Raw genomic sequence first — 24,899 nt, forward strand, 5'->3', positions numbered from 1 at the left:
TTTTTAACAGTCTAGTAGGGGTGGCTGACATTCTTAGAAACCGCGTGGAGCGGTTCACCTAAGAGGTGAACCGCTCCATACCCTAATAAAAAACTCTCCAGGGGCTCAAAGACAAGCTGTAAAAGCTGAACTCTGAACAGCCAAACGGGCGTGTGTGGGGGGTTACTTATTCAGCTGACGGATAGCGTTCGAGCAGGTTCTTAACAACGACTTTGCCAAGCTCATTTGAGGCCAGAGGGCTGTCCCCTGTAATGAGGTTACGATCCTGGTGGACCAAACCGCTCATTGAGTCGTTAACGATGTTGATTCCTGCATTGGAGAGAGCCTCACCCAAGGCCCAGGGCATCTTACCGGGAAGGTATCCGATATTAATGTTAGCTCCGGCGTCTAGTTCATCGGGAAAGACGCACATACTGTAGCCGGCAAAGGGGTTACGTTCACGGTTGATTCCAGCGGCAAGGAAGCCAGCGGGGCCGTGGCAGAGGGAGACGATGAGTTGATCCTCTGCCAGGGCGCGATCAAGCGCTTCTTGGACATCTGTGGATTCTGGAATATTGAGCATGGCTCCGTGCCCACCGGGGATGAAAAGCGCTGCGTATGTGTTCTTCTCTGCTAGAAGATCTGAGAGTCGCCGGGGTTGTTTCATCTGCTCTTTGAGCTTATTCCAGGTGGAGGCGATGGCCTGATCCTCCTGGGGGAAAGCCCACCATTCTAGCTTGACGGGTGCGCCGGTGAGGGTGGCTACTTCAATCTCTGCTCCGGCTTGGACCATGTGGTGTAGCGGTAGGAGGGTTTCTACCGGGTGGTTGCCGGTAGAGAACATGGCCCCGTTCTGCATGAGCATGTAGCGTTCTTCGGTGCCGATGACGAGAACTTTGGTTCCGGGGGCGACCTTGGCGGGGCTGTAGAGCTCATCGAAGTCAGTGGTTGCTGCGGTGTACTGGCTCAGTGAGTAGGGAGAGGGGAAGAAAGCGTTATCTTCTGCTGAGTCTGGGGTGGGGAGGTTGCTGATGTCGTTCATGGTTTTACTTTCGGTGGGGAGTAATAAAAAAATATGTTGCTCTACAACATATTTTGACTCTAGACCTTCCCTGCACTTAAAGCAAGCTTTCTGGCCCCACCGTAGAGGGCGCCCCTGTGCTAAGAAAGACATGTTCTAGTGCTGGTAAGCCACCCCGGTGCAGATAGAGTTGAGAGGGAATACCGCTTCATTCACCCCTCAGTAGAAGCTCCCGAGAGAGAACCAATGCACATACAGCCAGCACGGGACCTATACCCCATTTCAGTCGACCAGCCCTGCGATTTGGGGTGGGCACTTAGTAGTGCATTCGACCGGTATCGCTTACTGGTTGAGCCCTTGTTCGCACAATTTCCGAGAGGTATACGGGGGTATCAGCTTCTATATACCGTGGTGCACTATCGCGTTGCTAGACAGAATGAGCTTGCAGCCTACCTGGGTATTGACCGTACAGTTCTCACTTATGTTATTGAAGATTTATGCCGCGCTGGGCTGGCGGAAAAACAGGTATCCAGTGAGGATAGAAGAATCCGAATCGTTGAAGCAACCCCCCAGGGAAGAACTCTTGTTGAAGAAACCCAGCAACCTTTACGGCAGGCGGAAGAGGTTTTCTTTGCGGGGCTGAGCCCTGACGACAGCCGGATATTCCGCTACCTCTTGAGTAATATCGCTGTGGCTTTTCGGTCAGAACACTAAATGTGGGCATAAAAAGACCCCCTACGCACCCGTCAGAGCCCAGATACCCTTGCTGCCTTCCGGCCCTGGGGGAGTTCTCCAAGATAACGCCACGTAAGGGGCTTCATCTACTGTAGCGCACCTGCGGGGTAGATGGCAAAGCGCTCTCTGCTGGCCTTAGCCTCCCGGTAAGAGGTGCCCGTGTTGCGTTAGTGGGTTGTGTGGGGTATGCTCGTATCTGTTCGCTTTCGTGAAGCTACGGTTCGCTGTAGCTAAAGCAAGACACCTGGAGGATTCGCCTAGCGGCCTATGGCGCACGCCTGGAACGCGTGTTGGGTTCACGCCCTCGGGGGTTCAAATCCCCCATCCTCCGCTAGCCGGTCTCATCGCCCACTTGATGAGACCGGCTTTTTATCTGCCCAAAACATGCACACCCAAAATGCTGACCCCGGCCTGCGCCGCTCATCCACCCCTCAAAGGTGACCATGCTGACTGCCACCTGGAGGAGCCTGAGCCTAGGGAAGAAGGCTTTTTCAAAGGGAGTACGCCCCGAGAAGAGACCCAGCGAAAATTCGCTGGTAAGAGAACGTCATGATGATGTCATAGTTGTTTTTCTGCCGTGAGCTTGGAAGCGACCGGCAAGGGGAGAAGGCCGCATATCTTCATAGGGTCTTAATGACCTTAAGCTAAGTTTCGATATAGACCTCCAGCGGGGGATAGTAGCGCGACCGATACAATTCAAATTACCGAATACACATTCTCGTGACAGGACCCCCATGTTCCCCCTCACCCGCCGGGCTGAGCGCCACCACAAGCGGTGCCTCCTGCCCCTCGTCTTACTCTTTTCGCTCACCCCCGCACTGCCCGCGCAGGCCGAGCCCACACCCCCCAACGAAACAGCCAGCTACCTGCCCGGGGACCCCACCCTGACCGGCGGTGAGCACGCCGAGCGAAGTGTCCTGCAAGAATCAAGGGTCGAAGAAACCACCGATCAAATCATCGTCCGTTTCACACCGCACGTCGCACCCACCCAACAGCAAGCCATTGCCCGCGAAGAAGTCGAACAAAGCCCGTTGGCAGACACTCTCCAGGCAGAAAATACCCGCGAGATTATTGACGGTACAGCCGTTATCCACCTCAGCCACGACCTGGACGCCCACGAACAAAAAGCACTGATCCAAGAACTCGAAAGTCGCCCCGACATCCTTTCCGCCGAACCCGACCTGCGCGTCAAAAACATAGCCGCCGCCCACCCCGGCAACCCACCCAGAGACCCTTACTGGGACCAACAATGGAATATGCGCGAAGCCAAGGTACCGGCGGCCTGGAACCTGGCGACAGGCAAGGGGATTATCATCGGCATAGCCGATGAAGGCACCCGCTACCACCCCGACCTCACCCCGCAAGAAATCCCCGGCTACGACTTCGTCAGCCGGGACTATTCAAAAGACGGTGACGGCTGGGACCCGGACCCCACCGACCCCGGCGACTGGTACCCCGGCTCTTACTCCCTCTGGCACGGAATCCACGTCGCCGGAATCGCCGCCGCAAAAACCAGCAACGGCATAGGCATAGCCGGTGTAGCCCCCGACGCCAAAATCCAGCACACCAGAGTCATGGGCCAATACGGACGCAGCTACATCTCCGACTACGCCGCCGGGCTCATGTGGAGCGCGGGTGTGCCGGTCAAGGGCGCACCGCCCAACCCCACCCCCGCAGACGTCGTGAACTTCTCCGAAGCCATCAACATGGGTACCTGCCCCCAGATCCTCCAAGACGCTATCAACCGCGCCGCCGCCCGCAACGTCCCCATCGTCATCTCAGCCGGCAACAGCGCAATCAATGCAGCAGGGGCAACCCCGGCTAACTGCTCAGGCGGCATCGTCGTGGGCGCAACCGGCAAAGGCAAAATCATGGCCGGCTACTCCAACTGGGGCCACCGCCTCGACATCCTTGCCCCCGGCGGTGCCTCAAATGGGAGCGTTATCTCCACCTACAACAGCGGCCCCACCGACCCAGGTGGCCCCTCCTACGGCTACCTGAGCGGAACCTCCATGGCCGCACCCCACGTCAGCGGAACCATCGCCCTCATGAAAGAGCGCAACCCCTCACTGACCATCGAACAGATCCGGTCAATCCTCAGAACCAAGAACGGCGGCTGGATCAAGGGCTACCCCTTCCTCAACACCGCAGCCGCAGTAGAAGCCGCCGGGAGCGGCTACAGCCTCATCGGCGCTATTGGCGCCCACTACTACGCCACCGGTGGCCAAGCAGTCTACGGAAAACCCACCGGCAACGAATTCCCCACCAGGCTCGGTGGAGCCGTCCAAAACTTCGCCCGCAGCCGCACTATCTACTGGACCGAAGCTACCGGCGCCCACACCATTTTCTGGCCAGGAGCCATCGGCGCGCGCTTCCGCCAGGCCCACTACGAATGGGGCTACGGGTACCCCACTATCGACGAAGAACCTATCGGCCACGGTGCAAAACAACACTTCCGCAACGGTAACTCCTACACCGCTGTCTTCTGGTCACCCCAAACAGGGGCCCACAGCATGAACCACAGAGGCGGGCTCTACTACAAATGGGTCGAATCAGGTCACGTCTACGGGTACGGCTTTCCCACTATCGACGAAACTGCCTTCGGTGACGGCGCCAAACTCTACTTCCGTAACGGCAACACCTACACAGCAACCTACTGGTCCCCCTACACCGGCTCCCACGCCCTCAACCACAGGGGGGCAATCTTCGCACTCTGGGTAGCAAAGGGACACATCGACAGCTACGGGTTCCCCGCCACCGACGAACTCGCCCTGCCCGGCGGAGCCGTCACCTACTTCCGCCACCGCAAGGGCACGGAAACCGCAATCTTCTGGTCACCCCAAACCGGGGCTCACAGCCTCAACTCCACAGGTGCCATCTACTATCACTGGCTCCACAATGGCTACACCACCGGGTACGGCTTCCCACTCGAGAATGAGGGACCGGCTGTCAACGGGGTCGTGAGCGTCAAGTTCAGCGGCGGAAAAACAATCAACTGGTCTGCCAAACGCGGTATCTGGGAATCCTAATACCTAGCGCCCACCCTAGAGTGGACGAGTGCGCCGGTAGCAGCGGTCAGGACGCTTAGAATAGGTTCATGATTTTCAAAGGCGTCGGCGATACCCGCCCCTACCCCGACCACGGCCTCACCCAGCGCAGCTGGGGCTCTATAGCGCCCTCCCAGGTGCGCCTTGACCGCCTCATCACCACCCAAAAGAACCTCAACCTCGAAACCCTTCTGGCCGAAGACTCCACCTTCTATGGTGATCTCTTCCCCCATGTAGTGCGCTACCAGGGTGAGCTCTATCTGGAAGACGGCGTACACCGCGCCCTGCGTACGGCGCTCCAACGCCGCGCGGTCATGTACGCCCGCGTCCTGGATCTTGACGGATTCGCACCGGGGCTACTGGCTAATGCTGACAGCTAATCATTCCCTGCGGGCGGGGCGGGTTTAACGCAGGGCCCAAGTTGGGGGGGGTGCACCGCTAGCACCCCTTAAAGGCCAGCCCCGAGCCAGCTAGCAGGCACCCCAACTGCGGGTTTAAGTCAGGCCGTGAACCCGCTTGCTTGCGCCCTGGCTGCAGCGCACCAGCAAACATGAGCGCAGACAAAAGGGCCACCTCCCATAAAAGGAGGTGACCCCTACCCAGAGAAAAATTTTTAGGAAGCCTCTACCAGATGCACATCGGGGGAGCCGTCCAAACGGATAGGCCGCCCCAGCTCATCAAAACGAGCACCCAAGCCAAGCTGAATAAAACGAATCGTATGCTCAATATGGCGCTCGCGGGCATCGTTGCTGGCCGCATCCTCAGTACGGTCAGCCGTAGAGGACAGCGACCCATGAACAAGCTGAGCCAGCTCCTGAATATCGTTATCCGGCAGGTAGCCACGCTCAATAGCGCTCGAGAGGATACCGGCAAGCACCATCTGCAATTCGCGCACATGGGCACCTAGCTTAGCGAAAGCGTCAGGAGAAAGTACCGATCGCATGGCTGGCCCCGGGGGCATATGCCGCCGGGAAAGGTCTTCAATCTGCAGTCGCACATAGACGGCAAGCTGGTCGATGGGGTTCTCAAGGCCAGCAAGAGCCTCACGCAAGTCAGTTAAGAAACGCTCGGTCTCATCGAGGGCATAGGCAATCAGAAGCTCACCCATATCGGCAAAATAGTTATAGACAGCCGTGCGCCCAATACCTGCGTTCTTAGCAACATGGGTCATGGTGAGCCCTGGCAGGCCCCGCTCATAGAGCAGGCGGCCGAAGGAGTCGAGGATGGCGCGTTTAGTGTTCTCGCGCTGGGCGGCATTCGTTGCGGCTGAAATTCTGGGCATACTGACACCTTACTCTAAAATGTCACCAAAACCTATCAGGGGCGACCGGCGGCTCAAAAACGTCAGAAAACAGTCGGCCATGACCTCAACCTCCACCCCACAGGATGCCCCCCCCAAAAAAAAGACCGGGTCAGGGCACCGGGGTGAGCTAGGCTCGCAGGCTCACTCTCAGCAGCCTCATGCAGGGCGGGCGCCACCACCTTTAGTGTAAAATACTGATGGCCCAGGTGGCAGGTGGGCACACTCGAACTCAACTCAAGATAATCCAGGGGAAAACTGTGTCTACACCCGCACCCGGCGATACCGGCTACGCCCGCCCAACCCGCACCTACTACGACCTGCTCCTGGCGGCAACCTGCGTGGTCTTTATCCTCTCCAACATTGGGGCAACCAAGGGTGTGACCTTTGGCCCCATCATTACCGACGGAGGCTTCTTCCTTTTTCCCCTGGCCTATGTGCTGGGTGATGTCATCAGTGAGGTTTACGGCTTCAGGCTGGCACGCCGCGCCATCGTTACCAGTTTTGTGGCTGCCGCTGTAGCTGCGGCCTCCTTCTGGATCCTCATTGCGCTACCGGTTGCAGATTTCTACGAGAATCAGAGCGCTCTTGAAAGTGTGCTGGGGCCTGTTCCTCAGATTCTGGCCGGTTCCCTGCTGGGCTTCCTGGTGGGGCAGACCCTTAACTCCTGGGTGCTGGTCAAGCTCAAAGCGGCAACCGGCGGTAGGCACCTCTGGGGCCGGCTCATGGGTTCCACCCTGGTTGGCGAACTGGCAGATACCCTCATTTTCTGTGCTATTGCGGCACCCATTATTGGAATTACAAGTTTTGGCGACTTTATGAACTACGTGGTGGTCGGCTACATCTACAAGTGCGCTATTGAGTTCGTCCTGCTCCCTGTCACCTACCCGGTCATTGCCTGGTTCAAGCGTCACGAGCCCACCTACGGGGTGCAGGCTTAGGGGTACTCTAAGACCCGGTATAAGACCAGTCTGGCGCTGTTAAATCAATGGTGCCCAGGGGGAGGCAGCAGAGCAGAAATTCCTCCCCGTATAACTCTTCTCTGCGGGCTATTTCCTCGATAGCTCTGCCCCTATCTGCATAGGCGGCGACCGGTGAAGGGCTGGAATATGCTGTGGGGCTAAATGGGCCACCCTGAATGAGTACCCACAGAGGGGAGTCTGGAGCAGGCATCTCGATTGCATCCGAAACAGCAATTTTTTCCCAGGAAATCTTATGTTCTGGGTGGCGGTGAAAAAGCTTTAGGGCAGTGGCTTCATCGGCAACAACTCCCACAATCGGATTGTAGTTAGAAGTGAAGTCCCCAATAAAGACCAGTTGGACGCTCGCGTCTGCCCCTTGAAAAGGGCCCCTGCCAAAAAGGGGCAGAATCGGTGGTGGTTTTCCATCCTCACAGGCCACCATTCTGACTAGCTGCTTCAGCAGTCTAAACATGCTTAGACTCCGCAATTAAGGGTTATCGTAGGTGGGTGTAGACGTGCATAGTATGTCTTTCCCTGATGCACGATTGTCCCTGCGGTAGTACCAGCCCCCACTGTGCTGTTTTTATTCTTGCAGGGAAACGCCACATTTTGTTGGTAGAGAGTGCGTTCTTGCCTATTTGAGTTGGAAGTGGTGCTGCCCGCCTTTAACCACCAAATAGCGGATTTATAACGCCAATCGGTATCGTGGCCAATACTTTCTACAATGACACTAGAAGTTGTTCTGGTGATATTAGAGAGTCGAAAATGGGGGCGGGGGAAGCCCGGGCAAGAGGCAGGCGTGAAACCCATGGTAAAGCAGTAAAAGTTGCAAAAAGTTGTTTATGGTATGTGAATTTCACGGGGTACTCCTTTGAGTGGCTTGGTCAACCGTCTTTGGATGAACTTGGGGATCAAAAGGATTATTTAGTTCTTAACGTACTGATTCGCTCTGTACGCGGCAAGAGTTATTGATGATATCGATTCAATAATTTTTTCAATGGGGGTGTGCATTCATCAGGAAGGGGTATTTCATATGTGAGTAACTGTGTTGGTTGTTCTGATAAGAGTTACAGGTTGCTTAACTTTCAATAGTTGCTGTCCAGTCTGTCTGGTCGGCTAATAACCTCTACTTCTGTAGATGCTCAATATAATTACATGGCTAGTCACTCGGTTCTCATCGCCCAAGAGCTTGCACTAACAACCAAGAGGGTGAGCTGCATCTCATTGCATAATGGTCTTTCAGTAAGGCACGTTTTTGCAGGGGAAACCTGTGTAAACTTGCGGTTCATTACATACACCACATACTGACAAGAAGGGGAGGGATAACCGTGGCACATTCTCACGCAGACCAAGCCTCAAACGGCCAACTCAGCCGCTCACTCTCACACGGCCAACTGACCATGATCGCCCTGGGCCTGGCCGTAGGTACAGGCCTCTTTCTAGGCTCTGGCCCAGCCATAGCTATCGCTGGGCCCGCCGTCATCATCTCCTACGCTATCGGCTCGCTCATAGCCGCTATCATCGGCGCCTGCGCCGGAGAAATGGCGGTGCGTTACCCCGTGCGCGGTGGCTTCGGTACCATCGCCGGTAAATTCCTGGGCCCCTACGCCGGCTACCTAACCCGCTGGGCCTACTGGATGACCACCGTCACCCTGGCCGGCGCGGAAGTCGTTGCCGTAGGCAAATACATGGCCTACTGGTACCCCCAAGCCCCCCTCTGGATCTGGGTGCTCATCGCCGGTGGCGCTATCTTTGCCCTCAACCTGACCAGCGTCAAATCCTTTGGTGTCGTGGAATTCTTCCTCTCCTCCATCAAAGTCACTGCCGTGATCCTCTTCATCATCTTTGGCCTAGCCCTGGTCTTCTTTGGACTACCAGGCCAAGAGGCCGTAGGAACCGCCAACCTGACCAATGATGGCGGCTTCATCCCCAACGGCCCGGCCTCCATCTGGCTAGCCCTGGCCATAGTCATGTTCTCCTTCGGCGGTATTGAACTGATCTCCATCTCCGCGGCAGAAGCCAAAGACCCGGTCCGCTCAGTCCGCTCATCAGCTAAGGCCATGATGTGGCGACTAGCCACTTTCTACGTGCTCTCCCTCCTGGTGATCGTGGCAATCATCCCCTGGCGGAACGCATCTGAGCTCGGCAAAGAAATTGAGGGCTCCCCCTTTGTAACCGTCTTTAGCGAACTAGGTATCCCCTATGTTGGTGGTATCACCAACTTCATCCTGCTCACCGCAGCGCTTTCTGGTGCTAATGCAGCCCTCTACGCTGCCACCCGGCTACTGCACTCCCTGGGGCACGAAGGCATGGCCCCACGAGTTCTAGCCCGAACCAGCGGCCAGGGCAGCCCCGTTCTAGCCCTCACAGCCTCATCCGCTGGGGCCGTGGTAGCTATGATTATGGCGATTTCCGGTGTCGGTAACATCTTCGGTTACATGATGGCCCTGGTGACCGTCAGCGTTCTCGTTGTATGGTCTATGATCTTGCTCTCCTACATTGCCTATAAGAAGAGCGAAAAAGACCCAGCCCCCTTCCAGGTCTTTGGTGGGGCCGCCACCGCAGCCCTGGGACTCACCGGTATCGTCGCCACCTTCATCGCCATGTTCTTTGTCGATAAATCCATGTTGACCTCCGTCCTGGTGGGCCTCTCCTTCTTCGCCCTTGTCACCCTCACCTACTTTGCCGGGGTCAAGAAGAACGTCCGCTCCTCAGACGATGCCTTTGAGGATGCACGGGCCGTTACTACCCAGCTGCCGGTGACCGAGAAACGCCCCTAGTTCCCTCCATAGTCACATAAGATATGAGGACGCTGGTTCTAGCCCCGACCCCAGGTTGGGAGCTAGAACCAGCGTTCTGCCGTAGAATCACATCAATAGACACACAAGCTCTAACAGGGATAGGTCCATTTACTGTGGCACAGCAAGCCGACGCGGGTAAGACACACAACCTCAAACGTTCACTAACTCACCACCAAATGACCATGATTGTGCTGGGCTCTGCCCTGGGCACCGGTCTTTTTCTGGGATCCAGTGGAGCTATTAGCCTGGCCGGGCCCGCCGTTATCCTGGCCTACGCCATCGGCTCACTGGTGGCCGCCATTATCGCCGCCGCCACCGGTGAAATGGCGGTGCGTTACCCCGTGCGTGGCGGCTTCGGCTCCATTGCTGGGCGCTACCTGGGCTCTTACGCGGGCTACCTAACCCGTTGGGCCTACTGGACGGTTACCGCCGTCATTACCGGTATTGAGCTGGTCGCTGTGGGCACCTACCTCCAGTACTGGTGGCCTGCCCTGCCCCTGTGGGCGGGGGTCGCCTTCTTCGGGCTGGTCATTATCGCCCTGAATGTGCGCAGCGTGCGCTACTTTGGCACCATGGAGTTTTTCCTCTCCTCCATCAAGGTCATTGCCCTGCTCCTCTTCGTCCTGATAGGTCTAGCCCTCATCTTTGTCGGCGCCCCTAACCACCCCGCAACTGGTATAGCTAACCTGACCAATGACGGCGGGTTTATGCCTACTGGCTTCCACGGTATATGGCTGTCCCTGGCAGTTGTGATGTTCTCTTTCGGCGGCATCGAGATGCTCTCTATCTCCGCGGCAGAGGCCAAAGACCCGGTTCGCTCGGTGCGGGCCTCCACCAAGGCCAATATCTGGCGGCTTTCCACCATCTATGTGATCTCACTTTTTATCGTGGTATCGATTATTCCCTGGCAATCAGCGGCCCAACTGGACGGTTCGGTAGAAGCCTCACCCTTTGTGCTGGTCTTCTCCGAAATCGGGGTACCCGCAATTGCCAGTATCACTAACTTCGTGATTCTAGTGGCCGCGCTCTCTGCCGCTAACGCCAACCTCTACGCGGGCACCCGCCTGCTTCACTCACTGGCCACTGAAAAGATGGCGCCCCGCCAGCTGGCCCGAGTGAGCGCCCAGGGTATTCCCGTTCCCGCAATGTGGGCCTCTACCTCCGGGGTGCTCCTGGCAATCCTGCTTGCGGTCTTCCAGCCGGGGCAGGCCTTTGGCCTGATGATGACGCTGACCATGGTCTGCGCCCTGACCGTATGGGTACTGATTCTTCTGGCCTACATTGCCTTCAAGGGCGTTGAGGGTAACTCCTCAGCCTTCCGCATGTGGGGCGGCAGGGTCACTGCCGGGGCCGGTATCTTGCTCCTGCTCGCCATCTGGGCGGCCCTCTTTGCCCGCACCGGAAACGCAGCACCTGCAAGCATCGGTGTTACCTATTTCTTCATCCTGACCATGGTTTACTTTGGCGTGGTTAAGCGCGTTCACACCGGCTTTGAAGATGCCTTTGCCGAAGCGGATGCCGCCGTGGCAGCAAATTCCCAGGACTAAGACCGCCCAGAGACTAACCTGTTGCTGTCGGGTGCCCCACTGATGCTCACCGGGTTCCCTAAGAAGATAGGTGACTCCTCAAGGCAGTGACCGGTAGCGGGGCAGGTTTTTTACCGTGACCTGGGTACAGTAAAAGGTATGAGCACTACCTACACTTTTGAGATTCCGCTCCGCTGGGGAGACATGGATGCCTACGGGCACGTCAACAATGTGACTATCGTGCAGATCCTTGAGGAAGCCCGTGTGGCTCTCTTGGGGTGCCCGCCCTCATCGGGGCAAGCGGGAAATCATCAACCGGTGCTACCGCTCTTTGCTGACTTACCCGAGGGTACCCAGGCCCTGGTAGCTGAGAACCACATCAAGTACCGCAGCCCCCTGGCTTACCGGGGCATGCCCGTGACCGCCAAGGTACACGTCAGTAAGGTCAGCCCGGCCTCCTTTACCCTGGCCTACGAGCTTTACGACCCTCTAGAGGGCACCCACTGCGTTTCTGCCACCACTACTTTAGCTTTCTACAGCACAGCCACCGGCTCACTCATGCGGCTGAGCGCCGAACAGCGCCAAAAGCTGACGGCCTGACCGGGTGCCTCCAACCGGGCATATCCGCGCATAAAATGAGGGGGAATGCGCCCAAGGCTGTATAAAATCTACTGCCTTGGGTACATTCCCCTTACACTCGCTTGCTCTGGAACCTAGCGGGCGGCCAGCAGAGCGGCTAGAGACTCAAAGGAACCCTTCCAGGAGTCCAGGGTCTGCTGGTGCACGCCCTGGGGGAGGGGCCCCTGGGTGAGCTTGAGGATAGTTCCTTGGCCCACGCCGTCTTCGGTCACAGCGGTACCCGCCTCAAACTCAAGACGCAGACCGATGAGAGTGTCGCTGGGTTGACCCTGGGGAGTTGGTAGAGCTTCGCGGTACTCCAGCAGATGCGGCTCCTGCATAGTAATAAAACGCATGTACATAGGAGCCTGGAAAGTCTTCTGCTGGCGGTGGCGCATGACGAACTGCTTACGCCCGCCAATGACCGGCTCCAGGGTCAGGGTGCTGGGAATAATTTTCCAGTCCTTGGGGCCAAACCAGCGCACAAACAGAGCCGGATTGGTGAAGGCCTCGTAGAGCTGTTCGGGGCTGGCGGCAAACTCGTGCCGGTAGGTAATGGTTTCCTCAGGTGTGAGGTCTTCGAGCGTGAAATCCTGCATGGTTAGCCCTCCTGCTTGGCCTTGGTCTCTGTGGCATTGTGTTCGTCAGCTTGCGCGGCAAGAGCGGCCTGTGCCGCGCGGCGGGCCTCGGCCTCTGCCTTGGCTTTCATATTGGCTTCCCAACGGGCCTGAGCCGCGGCAGCTTTCTTAGCCTCTCGCTCAGCCCTAAGCGCCCGCGCGGCCTCCTGCTCCGCCTGCTGGGCCACTTTCTTGGCGTAATACCGGCCCAGGAAGTGATCTCGATAGTCAAAGTAGCTGCCGTCGTCAATGGCCTGGCGGGCATCATCGACCATCTTGACGATAAACCGCTCGTTGTGAATGGAAGCTAGCGTGGCTGAAAGACGCTCGTCAGCCTTAAAGAGGTGGTGCAGGTAGGCCCTGGTGTAGTGGGTACAGGTGTAGCAGTCACAGCCCTCAAAGATGGGGTTGAAGTCCATCTTGAAGCGGGCATTGGTTAGGTTAAAGCGACCATTGGGGGTGTAGACGGCGGCGTTGCGGGCAACGCGGGTGGGTGAGACACAGTCGAAGGTATCTACCCCGTTCTCGATACCCACAAAAATATCGTCCGGTTCTGAGATACCTAGCAGGTGGCGGGGCTTATTTTCGGGAAGTTCCTCGGTGCACCAGCGCACAATGGTGCCCAGGTTTTCTTTTTCCAGGGCGCCGCCCAAGCCGAAACCGTCAAAGGGCATGGCCCCCAAATCGCGGCAGGCCTTGCGGCGTAGATCCTCGTATTGGGCGCCCTGAATGACCCCAAAGAGAGCCTGGTAGGGCTTGCCCACCCGCTCAGCGGTCAGTCGCTGGTGCTCAGCAATACAGCGCAGAGCCCACAGGCGTGTGCGTTCCAGGGCCTCTTCCTGGTAGGCACGAGAATTGTAAAGCGTGGTCAACTCGTCGAAAGCGAACATAATATCAGCACCAATCTTGTGCTGAACCTGCATGGATACCTCGGGGGTAAAACGGTGCATATCCCCGTTGATGTGGGACTTGAAGTTAACTCCGTCATCGTCCACATGGGCCATACGTTCTTTGCCGGCGGCTACGTCGTCATCACCGATGGGCCGCCCATCGGCACCCACAGCACCGGCGACCGTGCCCATATCGATGACTTTCTTAAAGCCAGAGCCCAAGCTCATGACCTGAAAACCGCCGGAGTCGGTTAAAGTAGGGCCGTCCCAGTTCATGAACTTGCCCAGACCGCCTGCGGCGTCGAGCACATCGGGGCCGGGCTGGAGATAGAGATGGTAGGCATTAGCCAGCAGGGCCTGGGAGCCGAGCTCTTTCATGGCTTCGGGCAAGACTGCTTTGACGGTTGCCTTGGTGCCCACGGGCGTAAAGGCGGGGGTGGCAATGTCGCCGTGAGGCGTGTGAATGATGCCGGTGCGCCCCTGGAAGTCCCCACCGTTTGCGGTGCGGTGGGCAGCGGAGGGGGCGGCTGTTTCGGTCAGGCGGTTACCCAGCTCAAAGGAGAAGCCGGGATCAGAAAATTCGGTATTGAGCACAAGCCCTAGTCTACTAGAGCCTTTCCACAGCCTGGAGTGGGCGGGCTTGCGCCCGGTTGAGAAAGCCAGTCCAAAAAGTCATGAGACCAGCCTAGCCAATGGGCTCATCGGGTCGGAAACCCTCCTGCCTCTTGCACCCCGGGGGCAGAGCAGTATGGACCAACCGCTAGTTCTTGTTATTAAGCCACCAGATGCTACCTGAAAGAGCCGTAGCAAAAGCGGTCCAGCCCGCGTAGGGGGCCAGAAGGGCGCCAGCGGATTTACTGATCCGGGCAGTCCGCCGCACCAGATCAGCAGAACTAAGGGCCAAGACACCTGCGTGCGCAGTTGCTAAACCTAAACGGTGCGACCGGAAGAATGTATAGCTCCAGGAAGCATTGAGCGCCAGATTGGTTGCTAAGGCTGCTGAGTAGCGCCCTGCCTCTTCAGTGTTACCGTCTTGCTTTAAACGGGCCAGGGTGTAGCCACTGGTCCCAGCTATGCAGGTGTAGAGCGAGGTCCAGGCAAGCGGAAAAACCCAGTTGGGCGGGTTCCAGGCTGGTTTAGTGAGGTTCTTGTAGTAGCTACTGTCGGGGTCTGAGGCTAGCGAACCAGCAACCGCACAGGCACAGGTAGCTGAAGTTGTCAGAAGGTAGGGTGAAAGCCGAGCCATGGGCTACTCCTTTTTAATCTAGTCTGAGGCAAAAATTCTTTGTGCTGCTTCTATGATAGTCCAGGCCTGAATCTGGGTGGAAAGATCCACCGGCTGACCGGGCTTGAGAAGATCGGAGATATGGCGTTCAACATGGGGGGAGAAAAGCGCAACGGCCTGCCCACGAATCTCGTTGGGGTCAATGCCCGGCTCGCTCATGGGCAGATCGGGGTCAAACTCGCGCCGGCCGTCCCACAAGACCTCAGCGGTTGCCAGAACAAGCCCCCGCGCTGTGGCGCGGGTAGCCTCGGGCAGGGCGCTATGCAGAGCCACATCGGCTAGGTAGCGCACGAGGATCCCGGTAAAGAGTCCGCCGTCACCACCACCCTGGGTGCGGAGTAGGCGCAGGCTCTCGGTGCTGGAAACCTCAAAATCAAGGCCGAAAGTACGGTCAACAGAGTCAACCAGCTCGGCGATATGGGTGACCGGGTCAAGAACTAGCCGGTCTGTAGCCCCGGCATGGAGTAAGGCCAGATAAGCGCCCAAAACCGGGCCCTGGTTGTAGGTGTAGAGACCTCGCTCAACCGAGGAAATGCCTGCCTGTTCACCGCTACCGGTAACTTTGACACCGTCCAGGTAAAGACCGCTTTCGGGGTCCAAAAGGTGAGCTTGCAACCAGTTCAGCAAATCTGCGGCTTCCTTGTACCGGTGAGCGCGGGCAAAGGCCAGCGCTATAGGAGCGGTAGCAGGGGTGTTCTTAAAGTCGTGATCCTTAGACCAAAAAGCTCCACCGCCCACCTCAGCGGTGCAGGCTGAGGTCAGCTCCCGGTAGAGGCGTTGACCAGCGTCCTGAGCAGCGCTGTCACCGTCACCCTCCACCGCCAGAGCTAGCCGGTTGAGACGCTCACAGGCCAAGGTCAGCCAGGCCATGTCATCGTAGAAGTCATTGGGGTAGGAGCCGTAGTTGCGTACCTGGATACCGCGTAGAAGAGCCCGGGCCTGTTTGAGAGCCTCCTGGGCTTCGTTTCCTTGCCCCGCGGCCTGCTGGCGGAAACCGGTATCTACCAGCGCATCCATGAGGTGGGCCTGCCACCAGTAGTGCCATTCCCTTGCCCGCTGGCGGCGGGGGCGGGTATCGGGGTGGGCTACGCGCCCAATGAGCGTTCCGGGGAGCGCCGCAGCCTTGGACCCAAAGAGTCGGAGTATAGAGTGGCGTGCGGTGTCTGCTCGGTTGGCCAGGGTCAAACAGTGCTCGGCGGCCAGGGTATTGAGCTGGTCAGGGGAGGTGTTTGAGTGTCTGGGGCACATAGTTGCCTTTCGCGGGAGGCTGGGGCGAATTGATGGTACTGTCTGTTAGTTTACCCACCGGTAGGTGCATGTAAGCAAGGGCAAGTACCTCATGCGGGTCTTTGGCGGGCGGTTTTTCCGGCGGCCATTCATGGTGGTGTGCAACCGGGCTTCTTTTTTGTGGGTGAGCCTGGTTGAGGCGGTCCGTCTTTTCATGTGTGCTAAACCTTCATGGGTGGGTTCTTTGAACGCACATGTGAAGGTTTGGGCCACAGCACGGGCTTAGGGAGCCCCGCTGGGGCCTGGGGCTAAGGTCAGCTGCCTCTGGCTCTCCACCAGCACCGCCTGGCCGGTTACGGGGTGGGAGAAGCTCAGCGACCGGGCCAGAAGCTGGAGGGGCAGGGCTGGCTCGTCCTCAGCGATAGGGAGGACCTCGGGGTAAACAACGTCCCCCAGAATCGGTGCCCCCGTTGCCGCAAGGTGCACACGCAGCTGGTGGGTCTTGCCGGTGTGGGGCTCCAAAAGATAGCGGGTTAGGCGTCTGCCCGGTGCCGGTAGCGGCAAAGCTGGATTAGCTGTGGAAGCGTCGGGTAAAAGGCCCGGTGCAAGCTCGAAGGTCTCTAGACAGGTGATGCGGGACTGGGCATTCTGCCCAGAAAAACCGGCACCAGAGCGCCGCCGCTCCCTCAACTGAGCCTTGGTTTCAAGGGGCAGGGCCGGGGCGTCACCAGCTAAAAACTCTATATCGGTTTGGGCTACCTGCAAGGAGCCGTGGGCGTTCTCAATTCGCGAGCGAACCGTCAGACTTTCCCCCGGGGCCAGCTCTGTGCCCCCGGTGCTCAGCGGTGCTGCGATGGCCTCATAGGTTTTGGTGGGTTCACGCCGCTGGAACATGGTTTGGAAAGGGGCTCGGGCCTCTGGCACTTTGGCAAAGAGGACCACTCCGGCGGTGGCTCGGTCCAGGCGGTGGATGGGTATGAGGGCCGGGTTGTGCTCGCGTACCCGCAGTTGGGTCAGGGCTGTGTGCGCGACAAAGGAGCCGTTGGGTGTGGTGGGCAGAAAGTGGGGTTTATCGATAGCCAGCACCCACTCGTCCTCATAGAGCACAGGCATGTCGAAGGGGACGGGCTTTTCTTGGCCTAGCTCCCGGTAGTACCAGATTTTCTGGCCGGTCAGTGGTGCGGTGGGGGCTACCGGGTTGCCCTGAGCGTCCCTTACTTCCTTGCGCTCAAAACGGCTGGCAAAAAGCTCGTACTGGTGGGGGTAGAAACGGGCCACCAGGTAGTCCAAGACGGTGCTGGTGCCTAGAACATTGTCTGTGGGGTCGTTAGCATCGGGCAGGGTGAAGGAGACAGCATCGATGCCCTTGCGTTGGGGTAGGGGCTGGGGCGTGAGGTGGCGGTTGACTCGGCGCATGCCCCCTATTATTCCAGGAGCGTGAACCGGATGAGACCTTGCAAAATCTCTACCCAAAATACGAAAGAATAAGAAGGAATAATAAAAGGATGAGGAATCAACCATAGGTCGCACCCCTTTACTCCTACATTCGGTGTCACACCGCCGCTGTTGGTGGGTGTGGTCAGCTACTTGTTGATCTCGCTGAAGCTACCAAAGACGGTATTGGTTGAACCGGCGCGCACTTTACTCATGACCGGAGCCCCAAGGGCAGGTAAGACAGTTCTACTTAAGGCTTATAAGGATTTAGCTTTAGAGCGTGGTTGGGGGCACTCCTCAGTAGGCGAATACCTATAGGTCCCGACTCATGAGCTATGAGCTGGCCTCGCCACGGGTATGTAGATTTTACTATTCCTTATGTGCGGGAGTACTTGCGTGAATATGCCCCGCCAGTGATCGCCTGCCTTAGCTCAAAAGTATTTGGCAGCCTGGGCACCGGTAGCTCAGGCGGTCTATGTCCTCGGGACGGGCGATCAGGTGGCCGGGTGTATAGCGGCTAGCCCCCACGCCAGTATCTGAGAGGTCTTCTCCTACGATGGTTGCACCGCAGCGGTAGCAGGGGCGTCCTACCCGCCCGTAGCACCATAGGGGTTCGGTAGTGGTACGGGTGACCCGGTGGGGCCTGGCCCGGTTAGCATCAAGGAGCAGGTGGGCGATAGAGACGAGCCCGGCCAGGTCGGGGATTGCGCCGATCGGGGTGCTCGGGTCAATCCCGGCAAGAAAGAGGGTTTCAGCCCGGTAAATGGTGCCTATCCCCGCTAGGTTCCTTTGGTCGAGTAGGGCTGGCCCGATGGCGCGGTCGGGTTGGGCGGACAAGCGTGCTACAGCCTGAGATAGCGACCAGTCAGGCCCCAGAATATCCGGCCCCAGGTGGGAGAGCCTGCTTTGCTCTTGGCTGGTGGGGAAAACTTCCAGGACACCGAGGTTGAAGCCGACCGCCGTGATAGGCCTACTCCCCTCAAGAGGTGTCCCGTCGGGGTTTAAACGGGCGTTAGCCTGGATGATGGCGCGGGCTGCGGTTGCGGGTCGTTTCCAGGGGTCGGAGCGGCCATCGGGTCCCGTTCCGTAAATGTGCCAGATACCTTCCATTTTGAGGTGCGAATGGACGGTAGTATCGCCGATGCGTAGCAGGATATTTTTGCCGCGTGCGAGCGCGCCGTGGATAGGTTGACCGCTGAGGTTGATGCCAGCAGATGAGGGAACTCGAAAGTCTGTCGTGTGGGCTATTCTGTGGGCAAGTGCGCGGTGGAGGGACCGGGCTTGCCTCCATACGGTGTCTCCCTCGGGCACGGTTTTACCTTTCTTATCGCACCAAAATTTGCCTCATTCTACGGTAGCTACCACCGGCCTCACCCTCAGGGTCAGCTGACATGAAAGATAGAAAAACCGTAGATTTTCAAGCCACAATAGAAAGCGGTGTATAGTTTTCTGTGTTCAAAGTCTCACAATCGATGCTTCGGGCATGTCCCCTTACCTTATGCAAAAGGGTGCACTCCTGCTATTTTGCTTGAGTCTACCCGCCCCCAGGCGGCCCCTACCGCCTGTCCCCTAGATGGAGGTCAAAGCGGTGTACCTACTTTTCATGCTTGTTCTGGCTATGATGCTGGTGATGTCACTCGGTGCTCTCTATGTGCACCTTATTCGTAGCGTACGAGAGTTTCGTGCAGGCTACCATGATTTCGACCAAAGACTGAGCATGTAGCTTAATGTACCTGTTTGCATAATGGTCTTCCTGCCCCCTAACAGCAGGGCCATTTTTTACGCCCTTTGAGCGGGTTCGGAGGTCCTGTGGTTTAGTAGTCTTTCCGCATACGGACACCGCGTGGGGTGGTGTAGAAGCCAGCTGCTAGAAGTGCTCGCCGGAGAGCCTGCACCGGGTGTTCAGCCGCGGAATCGGCGGCGCTAGCTGGCTGAGCCTTTGCCGCTGGAGTCAAAGGCTCGGGTGTGCTGAGTAGCTCAATACCACCGGCGCTTTCAATCACAATTTTGTCGGCTACGCCCAGGCGCACCAGCTGGCCTAGAAGCGGGGTCGCCACTTCAACAAGCACCGGGTCCTCGGTAAAGGGTAAGAGAGTTTTGCCGCCGCGTTCTAGGTAGAGCACCGGGGTGCCGTCTACCAGGACGAGGCAGGCACCGGCTTTACGCCCCGGCTTGTGTTTGAGCGGGGTGCGGTTAGCATCCCAGGGGGTGGGTGTAGGCCAGGGGAGGGCCGCCCCGTAAGGATTAGCCGGGTCGGTTGCCGCTAGGAGCGTGACAGCGCGCTGAGTGGTCCGAACCGGTGAGTAGGTAGCCTCAGGGGCGGCGCTGTGCTTAATATGCTGAGCAGGCAGCGGATCTGAGGTGGCTCGGTCGGCCTGTCTTAGCCGATCTACCGTGGCAGAGGTTGAGAACTGGGCAGCTCCCAGCCCCTCAATAAAGTAGCCTCGGCGGGCTAGCCCCTTTTCTTCGGCTGCGGATAGCACCCGGTAGACCCCGGCAAAACCGCCGACCGTTCCCTCAACGGCAACGGCACCCCGTGTGAGTATTCCGTAGCGGTCCATGAGAAGTTCGGCTCGGGCTGCTGCGGCCACGGTCGGGTCAAGCGGTTCAGCATCAACTCGTGCCCAGCGCCCAGCGTTGATGGGGGCTACCTGGGCCGGTGCCTGGACAGTAGGCCCGGTTCCTAAGCCCAGCCGGGAGGACGACAGTCTGCTGGCTCCTCTACGCATACCTACGCCACGGGCACGGGGTGGTGGGCTAGCCACCTTATGAGCTGATGAGCCGCCGGCCAGGAGGGCGCGTACCGGTGCGTAGGTGTCACCGGTAACCAGGCCAGCCCATACCAGGTTCCAGAGGGCATCGGATGTCTCGCGGTCGCTGGGCGGCTGATTTCCCAGGGAAGCTGTGAGAGCCGCCAGTTGAGCCTGAATCTGGGTGAAGAACAGCCCACCGCTCAGGAGCGAATAGATCGTTTTTTCTAAGGGCCCCAGCGCAGCCAGGGCTTCTTGCCGCTCACCTTCATCGGGCAGGGTCAGGGGGGCGCTCTCTGCCAGGTGCAGGGCAACCCATCCGTCGTCCCCGGTAAGTTGGCCCGCCCCTGTCCACAGCACATCACCGGCACTCATGGCAGAATCCAACAGAGCCGGGGCGTAGTCGGTAATCCTGGCCCGCATAATGAGCGATTCCAGGGCTGATGCCGGTAGGCGCACCCCCGCAAGCTGGTCAACCACCGTGAGCAGGCCGTCGTAGCCTGAGAGCATGGCGCTTGTATCCTGGCGGGCAACAATAGGCTGGGCCGGGACACCGAAGGTACCGGGTGCGGCGGTGGTTTCTGTGATTTGCCATGAGCCCACATGCTGCCAAGAAGGCAGGAACCTGGCGTAGGTTGTCGGTGGTACAGGCTCAACATCGGCTCTCAGGGCCGCCAGCGACCGCGAGCGCAGGGTGCGCAAAACCTGAGCATCTACCCATTCGGTACCGGCCAGGTAGCTGGGGTCATCAGAACCGGTGCGGGCACGGGCTAGCTCAGCCCGGAGTTCTTCGGGCAGGAACTCACCGGAGAGTACCCGCCGGTCAGCGGCCAGAGCCCGCAATGCGTTCTCGACCACGGAGATACCCAGAGCTAGCGCGTGGGCGGCCTGGGCGGTGGTGAAAGGTGCGTGGGTGCGGGCGTAGCGGGCTACCAGGTCAAGGAGGGGTTCTTTGACCGGTTCAAGGAAGGCCAGCGGCACCCCGATGGGCAGAGGCACGCCCAGGGCATCGCGCAGGCGACTGGAATCTTCCAGGGCGGCGTAGACCTTGCGCCCGTGCAAGCGGAAGCTTAGTGCCCGCCCGGCGGCTACCAGGGCCTCCAGGTGCTCCTGCGCCTGGCTTGGGGTGATTGTCGGATCGGGGGCAGCCTCATCAGGAGAAGCTCCCGGCAGACGGAGCCTAGCGGCGGCCTCTTCGGCGGTGAGAGGGCCTAAGAGCCGGAGCAGGTCGGCGGCGCCCTCCACTCCGTGCAGGCGGTAACCGGGGGCAAGGCGTTGTAAGCGGGCTTCGGTACTACGAATCACCCCGGCATCCAGAAGCTCCCGTAGCTCGTCTTTGCCTAAGAGCTCAGCGAGCAGAGCCGGGTCCAGCGCCAGCGCGGCGGCTTTGCGCTCAGCAAGAGGGGAGTCACCCTCGTAGAGGAACTGGGCGACGTAACCAAAGAGCAGGGTACGGGCGAAGGGCGAGGGCGTATCGGTCTCGATTTCTGAGACCTTGACCTGCTTGCTCTCAATCTGCCGGTGCAGGGCCAGGAGCTCGGGTAGGTCGTAGACATCTTGCAGGCACTCGCGAGCGGTTTCGAGCAGGATTGGGAAAGCCGGGTACTTTCGGGCAACGTCGAGGAGTTGGGCGGCACGCTGGCGCTGCTGCCACAGGGGTGTACGGCGGCCGGGGTCCTTGCGGGGCAGGAGTAGCGCCCTAGCGGCGTTCTCCCGGAAGCGGGAGGCAAAGAGCGCGGAATTCCCTACCCGCTCGGTGACTATATCCTCAAGCTCCTGAGGGTCAAAGAGGAAGAGCTCGGCACCCGGAGGCTCAGCTTCCATAGCGGGAATACGCAGCACAATACCGTCATCAGCGGCCATGGCCGATGCGTTCACACCGTAGCCTTCCTCGACCCGGGCACCTACAGCCAGCGCCCAGGGGGAGTGCACCGGCATACCTAGCGGGGAATGGAGAATAACCCGCCAGTCGCCCAGCTCATCACGGAAACGCTCAACTAGCAGGTGCTTATGGGAGGGCACACGACCGGTTGCCTGGGTCTGCTCACCGATATAGGCCAGCAGATTATCGGCGGCCCACTCATCAAGGCCCAGCGCCCCTACCTGCCGGTGGGCCTCTGCCCGGTCTTTGGCAAGGGTCCGCGCCAGATCGCCGGTGAAAGTGCCGAGTGCTCGCCCCAGCTCAGCCGGTCGCCCGGGAGAATCCCCGTGCCAGAAAGGCAGACGGCCCGGCACTCCGGGAGCCGGGGTAACGGTTACCCGGTCGTGACTAATATCTTCAATCCGCCAGGAGGAGGCACCCAGGGCGATAACATCCCCCGCACGGGATTCGTAGACCATTTCTTCATCGAGTTCACCCACTCGCTTAGGCGCCTTGGAATCCTCTGCCCCGGCAATATAGACGGGGAAAAGGCCCCGATCAGGGATTGTACCGCCGCTGGTGACTGCCAGCCGCTGAGCGCCGGGCCGTCCCTCAATAGTGCCCGCGCCGCGGTCCCAGATGATGCGAGGGCGCAGCTCGGCGAACTCATCGGAGGGGTAAAAGCCCGAGAGCAAATCGAGGGTGGCTTCAAAAGCCGCCCGGGGCAGGGTAGCAAAGGGCGCAGTAGCCCGGAGCGCCTCAAACCAGGCCTCCACGCTGATAGGCCCCAGGGCGCAGGCGGCAACGGTCTGTTGGGCCAGAATATCCAGGGGATTAGCCGGTATGGACAGCGGCTCAATCTTGCCTGCTAACATTCGCTGGACGGTAACGGTGGCGTTGAGTAGGTCGCCCCGGTGCTTGGGGTAGAGGTAGCCACGCGATACTTCGCCCACCTGGTGCCCGGCACGGCCCACCCGTTGAAGCCCGGACGCTACTGAGTGGGGAGCCTCCACCTGGATTACCAGATCAACCTGCCCCATATCAATGCCCAGCTCGAGCGAACTGGTAGCCACCACACAGCGGAGCTGGCCCGATTTCAGGGACTCTTCAATGAGGGTGCGTTGGTCCTTAGAGACGGAACCGTGGTGGGCACGCGCCAGCAGGGGTGGGGCACCTGAGGCGCTCGCCGAGGCCCCCATTATCTGGGCCGGTGAGCTTGTGCCCGCAGTAGGAGTAGCGCGTAAAGGGAGTTTAGGGTCATCTGCTTCTAGCCGCGCGGGGTTGGCCTGAGCCAGCTGTTGGGCCAGGATATCGGCTACGGTGCGCGGTTCGGTGCTCCCGCTGGGCCCGGTCACCGTCAAAGGCTCGCCGGTAGGGCTAAGGTCTTGGCGGGCCTGGCACCGTTGCAGGTAGATTTCGTTCAGCCGTGCTGTTAGCTTCTCTGCCAGGCCACGGGAGTTAGCAAACACGATGGTGGAGCGGTTGGCCTCTACTAGGTCAACAATACGCTCTTCAACATGGGGCCAGATAGAAGCCTGGTAGCCGGATGCCGGTGAGGGCGGGGTGGAATCGTCGGGGCCCTCTACCTGTTCTGCGGCCCCCGCTTCTTCAGCTATTTCTTGGATGGTCAGTTCGATGGGCTGGCGCGGGTGCCTAGGGGCGCTCTGCTCGCCCGGGTAGGTTCCTACCGCCTCCCAGAGAGCCTGATGGGGGCCGTTCTCACTCACGGTGGGCAGAGGCTGGTCAAAGTAGCTGTCTCTTGCTTTAGCCGGGCTTTCTTCCTCCGGTTCTGGGGAACCTAGGGCGGGGCCCGCCAGTGGGCGGATGCCCAGAGCATCAGCCAAGGTGAGGTCTTGGGGCAGGGTTGCTGCGGTATCGACCTGCTCGGGGCGGAGCAGACCCTCATCGGCTAGGGAGTCAGCTAGCGCCAGCCCATCATTGAACTCGGTAGCTGAGTTTTTAGCGGATTCGCGGGCACGATTTTTTGTGCTGCTGCCCTGATGCCAGGGTGTGCCAGCTGGCATCTCACCGTAAGCATTGGGGCCGCCCAGGGCTGTCATATCGGGCACGGGTACGGAGAGGGTGAGCTCCCACTGTTTTTCTGAGGGTGGTTGCACAACCTCCACCGGGACGGAGCCGCCCAGGAACCGGGCAACGGTTTCTACCGGTTCTACGGTGGCAGAGAGCCCCACGCGCTGGGCGGGGGATTCTAGGAGCTGGTCTAGTCTCTCTAGGGTTACCGCTAGGTGGGCACCGCGTTTTGTTCCTGCTACTGCGTGTACCTCGTCAATGATGACGGTGTGAACCGAGGTGAGCGTGGAGCGGGCCTTAGAGGTCAGCATCAGAAAGAGGGATTCCGGTGTGGTAATCAGAATATCCGGTGGGTTGCTGATGAGCTGGCGGCGTTCTTTGGCGGGGGTGTCCCCGCTGCGTACCCCCACGCGAACCTGGGGAGGTTCCATCTTGAGGGAACGGGCGGTCTGGGCTATACCGATGAGTGGGGAACGCAGGTTACGTTCGACGTCCACACCCAGGGCTTTGAGCGGTGAAATGTAGAGGACCTTGGTCCCGCTCACGCTGGGTTCCCGACTTGTTGTGTCATTGGATGCGGCGGTGTGATCAAAGTGCAGGCGGTCTAGCGCCCACAGGAAAGCTGAGAGCGTTTTACCGGAACCGGTGGGGGCCACAATTAGGGCATGCCGACCGGCGCTGATAGCCGCCCAGGCGCCGGCCTGGGCGGCAGTGGGTGCTGTGAAAGCCCCCTCAAACCAGCGACGGGTTGGCTCCGAGAAAAACCTCAGAGCCCGGGAAGTGTCCTCAGAAGCCATAGCCCTCTTAGCCTGTAG

At 59.1% G+C, this 24,899-nt stretch carries 18 protein-coding genes, 1 tRNA gene and 1 other RNA gene; 9 read left to right on the top strand and 11 right to left on the bottom strand.

Annotated features, from left to right (window positions below; genetic code table 11):
• Positions 1 to 166: 166 nt before the first annotated feature.
• Positions 167 to 1,021, bottom strand: coding sequence for a glyoxalase III HchA (hchA, locus tag ACN082_RS08235; RefSeq protein ID WP_419100382.1), 855 nt, complete (start codon positions 1,019 to 1,021; stop codon positions 167 to 169).
• A 225-nt stretch (positions 1,022 to 1,246) separates the two neighbouring features.
• On the opposite strand from hchA, the gene ACN082_RS08240 reads away from it, so the two are divergent.
• Positions 1,247 to 1,714, top strand: a complete 468-nt coding sequence (locus tag ACN082_RS08240) for a MarR family winged helix-turn-helix transcriptional regulator (protein ID WP_419100383.1) — start codon at positions 1,247 to 1,249, stop codon at positions 1,712 to 1,714.
• A 9-nt stretch (positions 1,715 to 1,723) separates the two neighbouring features.
• Here ACN082_RS08240 and ffs read toward each other — a convergent pair.
• Positions 1,724 to 1,820: signal recognition particle sRNA small type (gene ffs, locus ACN082_RS08245), an RNA gene on the bottom strand.
• A 161-nt stretch (positions 1,821 to 1,981) separates the two neighbouring features.
• On the opposite strand from ffs, the gene ACN082_RS08250 reads away from it, so the two are divergent.
• The 3 genes from ACN082_RS08250 (at position 1,982) to ACN082_RS08260 (ending at position 5,162) form a co-directional block, all read left to right on the top strand.
• Positions 1,982 to 2,066, top strand: a tRNA-Ser gene (locus ACN082_RS08250).
• A 403-nt stretch (positions 2,067 to 2,469) separates the two neighbouring features.
• Positions 2,470 to 4,764, top strand: a complete 2,295-nt coding sequence (locus ACN082_RS08255) for a S8 family serine peptidase (RefSeq protein WP_419100384.1) — start codon at positions 2,470 to 2,472, stop codon at positions 4,762 to 4,764.
• 68 nt (positions 4,765 to 4,832) lie between these two features.
• Entirely contained in the window at positions 4,833 to 5,162 is a 330-nt protein-coding gene (locus tag ACN082_RS08260) for a type II toxin-antitoxin system VapB family antitoxin (RefSeq protein WP_419100385.1), read from the top strand.
• 233 nt (positions 5,163 to 5,395) lie between these two features.
• Here ACN082_RS08260 and ACN082_RS08265 read toward each other — a convergent pair whose 3' ends face one another.
• A complete protein-coding gene (locus ACN082_RS08265) occupies positions 5,396 to 6,064 on the bottom strand; it encodes a TetR/AcrR family transcriptional regulator (protein ID WP_419100386.1) in 669 nt (222 codons plus the stop codon).
• 278 nt (positions 6,065 to 6,342) lie between these two features.
• On the opposite strand from ACN082_RS08265, the gene ACN082_RS08270 reads away from it, so the two are divergent.
• Positions 6,343 to 7,023: a queuosine precursor transporter gene (locus ACN082_RS08270; RefSeq protein WP_419100387.1), complete on the top strand. Its 681-nt coding sequence runs from the start codon at positions 6,343 to 6,345 to the stop codon at positions 7,021 to 7,023.
• Between the two features lie 7 nt (positions 7,024 to 7,030).
• Here ACN082_RS08270 and ACN082_RS08275 read toward each other — a convergent pair whose 3' ends face one another.
• On the bottom strand, positions 7,031 to 7,486 hold the full coding sequence (locus ACN082_RS08275) for a hypothetical protein (RefSeq protein ID WP_419100388.1): 456 nt from the start codon (positions 7,484 to 7,486) through the stop codon (positions 7,031 to 7,033).
• A 958-nt stretch (positions 7,487 to 8,444) separates the two neighbouring features.
• Here ACN082_RS08275 and ACN082_RS08280 point away from each other — a divergent pair.
• The 3 genes from ACN082_RS08280 (at position 8,445) to ACN082_RS08290 (ending at position 11,971) form a co-directional block, all read left to right on the top strand.
• Positions 8,445 to 9,824, top strand: a complete 1,380-nt coding sequence (locus tag ACN082_RS08280) for an amino acid permease (RefSeq protein WP_419100439.1) — start codon at positions 8,445 to 8,447, stop codon at positions 9,822 to 9,824.
• A 197-nt stretch (positions 9,825 to 10,021) separates the two neighbouring features.
• Positions 10,022 to 11,392, top strand: a complete 1,371-nt coding sequence (locus ACN082_RS08285; RefSeq protein ID WP_419100440.1) for an amino acid permease — start codon at positions 10,022 to 10,024, stop codon at positions 11,390 to 11,392.
• A 138-nt stretch (positions 11,393 to 11,530) separates the two neighbouring features.
• On the top strand, positions 11,531 to 11,971 hold the full coding sequence (locus tag ACN082_RS08290; RefSeq protein ID WP_419100389.1) for an acyl-CoA thioesterase: 441 nt from the start codon (positions 11,531 to 11,533) through the stop codon (positions 11,969 to 11,971).
• Positions 11,972 to 12,084: 113 nt separating this feature from the next.
• Here ACN082_RS08290 and ACN082_RS08295 read toward each other — a convergent pair whose 3' ends face one another.
• The 6 genes from ACN082_RS08295 to ACN082_RS08320 all read right to left on the bottom strand — a co-directional run bounded on the left by ACN082_RS08295 (position 12,085) and on the right by ACN082_RS08320 (position 18,753).
• A complete protein-coding gene (locus ACN082_RS08295; protein ID WP_419100390.1) occupies positions 12,085 to 12,588 on the bottom strand; it encodes an SRPBCC family protein in 504 nt (167 codons plus the stop codon).
• Between the two features lie 2 nt (positions 12,589 to 12,590).
• Positions 12,591 to 14,090, bottom strand: coding sequence for a tRNA guanosine(34) transglycosylase Tgt (gene tgt / locus ACN082_RS08300; protein WP_419100391.1), 1,500 nt, complete (start codon positions 14,088 to 14,090; stop codon positions 12,591 to 12,593).
• A 166-nt stretch (positions 14,091 to 14,256) separates the two neighbouring features.
• The gene (locus ACN082_RS08305; protein ID WP_419100392.1) at positions 14,257 to 14,742 is read right to left on the bottom strand and encodes a TspO/MBR family protein; all 486 of its coding nucleotides are present in this window, start codon (positions 14,740 to 14,742) and stop codon (positions 14,257 to 14,259) included.
• An 18-nt stretch (positions 14,743 to 14,760) separates the two neighbouring features.
• Complete coding sequence (locus ACN082_RS08310; protein WP_419100393.1) at positions 14,761 to 16,029, bottom strand: glycoside hydrolase family 76 protein; 1,269 nt, start codon at positions 16,027 to 16,029, stop codon at positions 14,761 to 14,763.
• A gap of 261 nt (positions 16,030 to 16,290) precedes the next feature.
• Positions 16,291 to 17,424, bottom strand: coding sequence for a pseudouridine synthase (locus tag ACN082_RS08315; protein WP_419100394.1), 1,134 nt, complete (start codon positions 17,422 to 17,424; stop codon positions 16,291 to 16,293).
• Between the two features lie 444 nt (positions 17,425 to 17,868).
• Entirely contained in the window at positions 17,869 to 18,753 is an 885-nt protein-coding gene (locus tag ACN082_RS08320; RefSeq protein ID WP_419100395.1) for a DNA-formamidopyrimidine glycosylase family protein, read from the bottom strand.
• Positions 18,754 to 19,030: 277 nt separating this feature from the next.
• Here ACN082_RS08320 and ACN082_RS08325 point away from each other — a divergent pair, with 277 nt between their 5' ends.
• The gene (locus tag ACN082_RS08325) at positions 19,031 to 19,165 is read left to right on the top strand and encodes a hypothetical protein (protein WP_419100396.1); all 135 of its coding nucleotides are present in this window, start codon (positions 19,031 to 19,033) and stop codon (positions 19,163 to 19,165) included.
• A gap of 91 nt (positions 19,166 to 19,256) precedes the next feature.
• On the opposite strand, the gene ACN082_RS08330 is transcribed toward ACN082_RS08325, so the two are convergent.
• The gene (locus tag ACN082_RS08330; RefSeq protein ID WP_419100397.1) at positions 19,257 to 24,881 is read right to left on the bottom strand and encodes a DEAD/DEAH box helicase; all 5,625 of its coding nucleotides are present in this window, start codon (positions 24,879 to 24,881) and stop codon (positions 19,257 to 19,259) included.
• Between the last annotated feature and the right edge of the window lie 18 nt (positions 24,882 to 24,899).

This window comes from Rothia sp. CCM 9417, assembly GCF_048513575.1.
In the GTDB taxonomy this organism is placed as follows: domain Bacteria; phylum Actinomycetota; class Actinomycetes; order Actinomycetales; family Micrococcaceae; genus Rothia.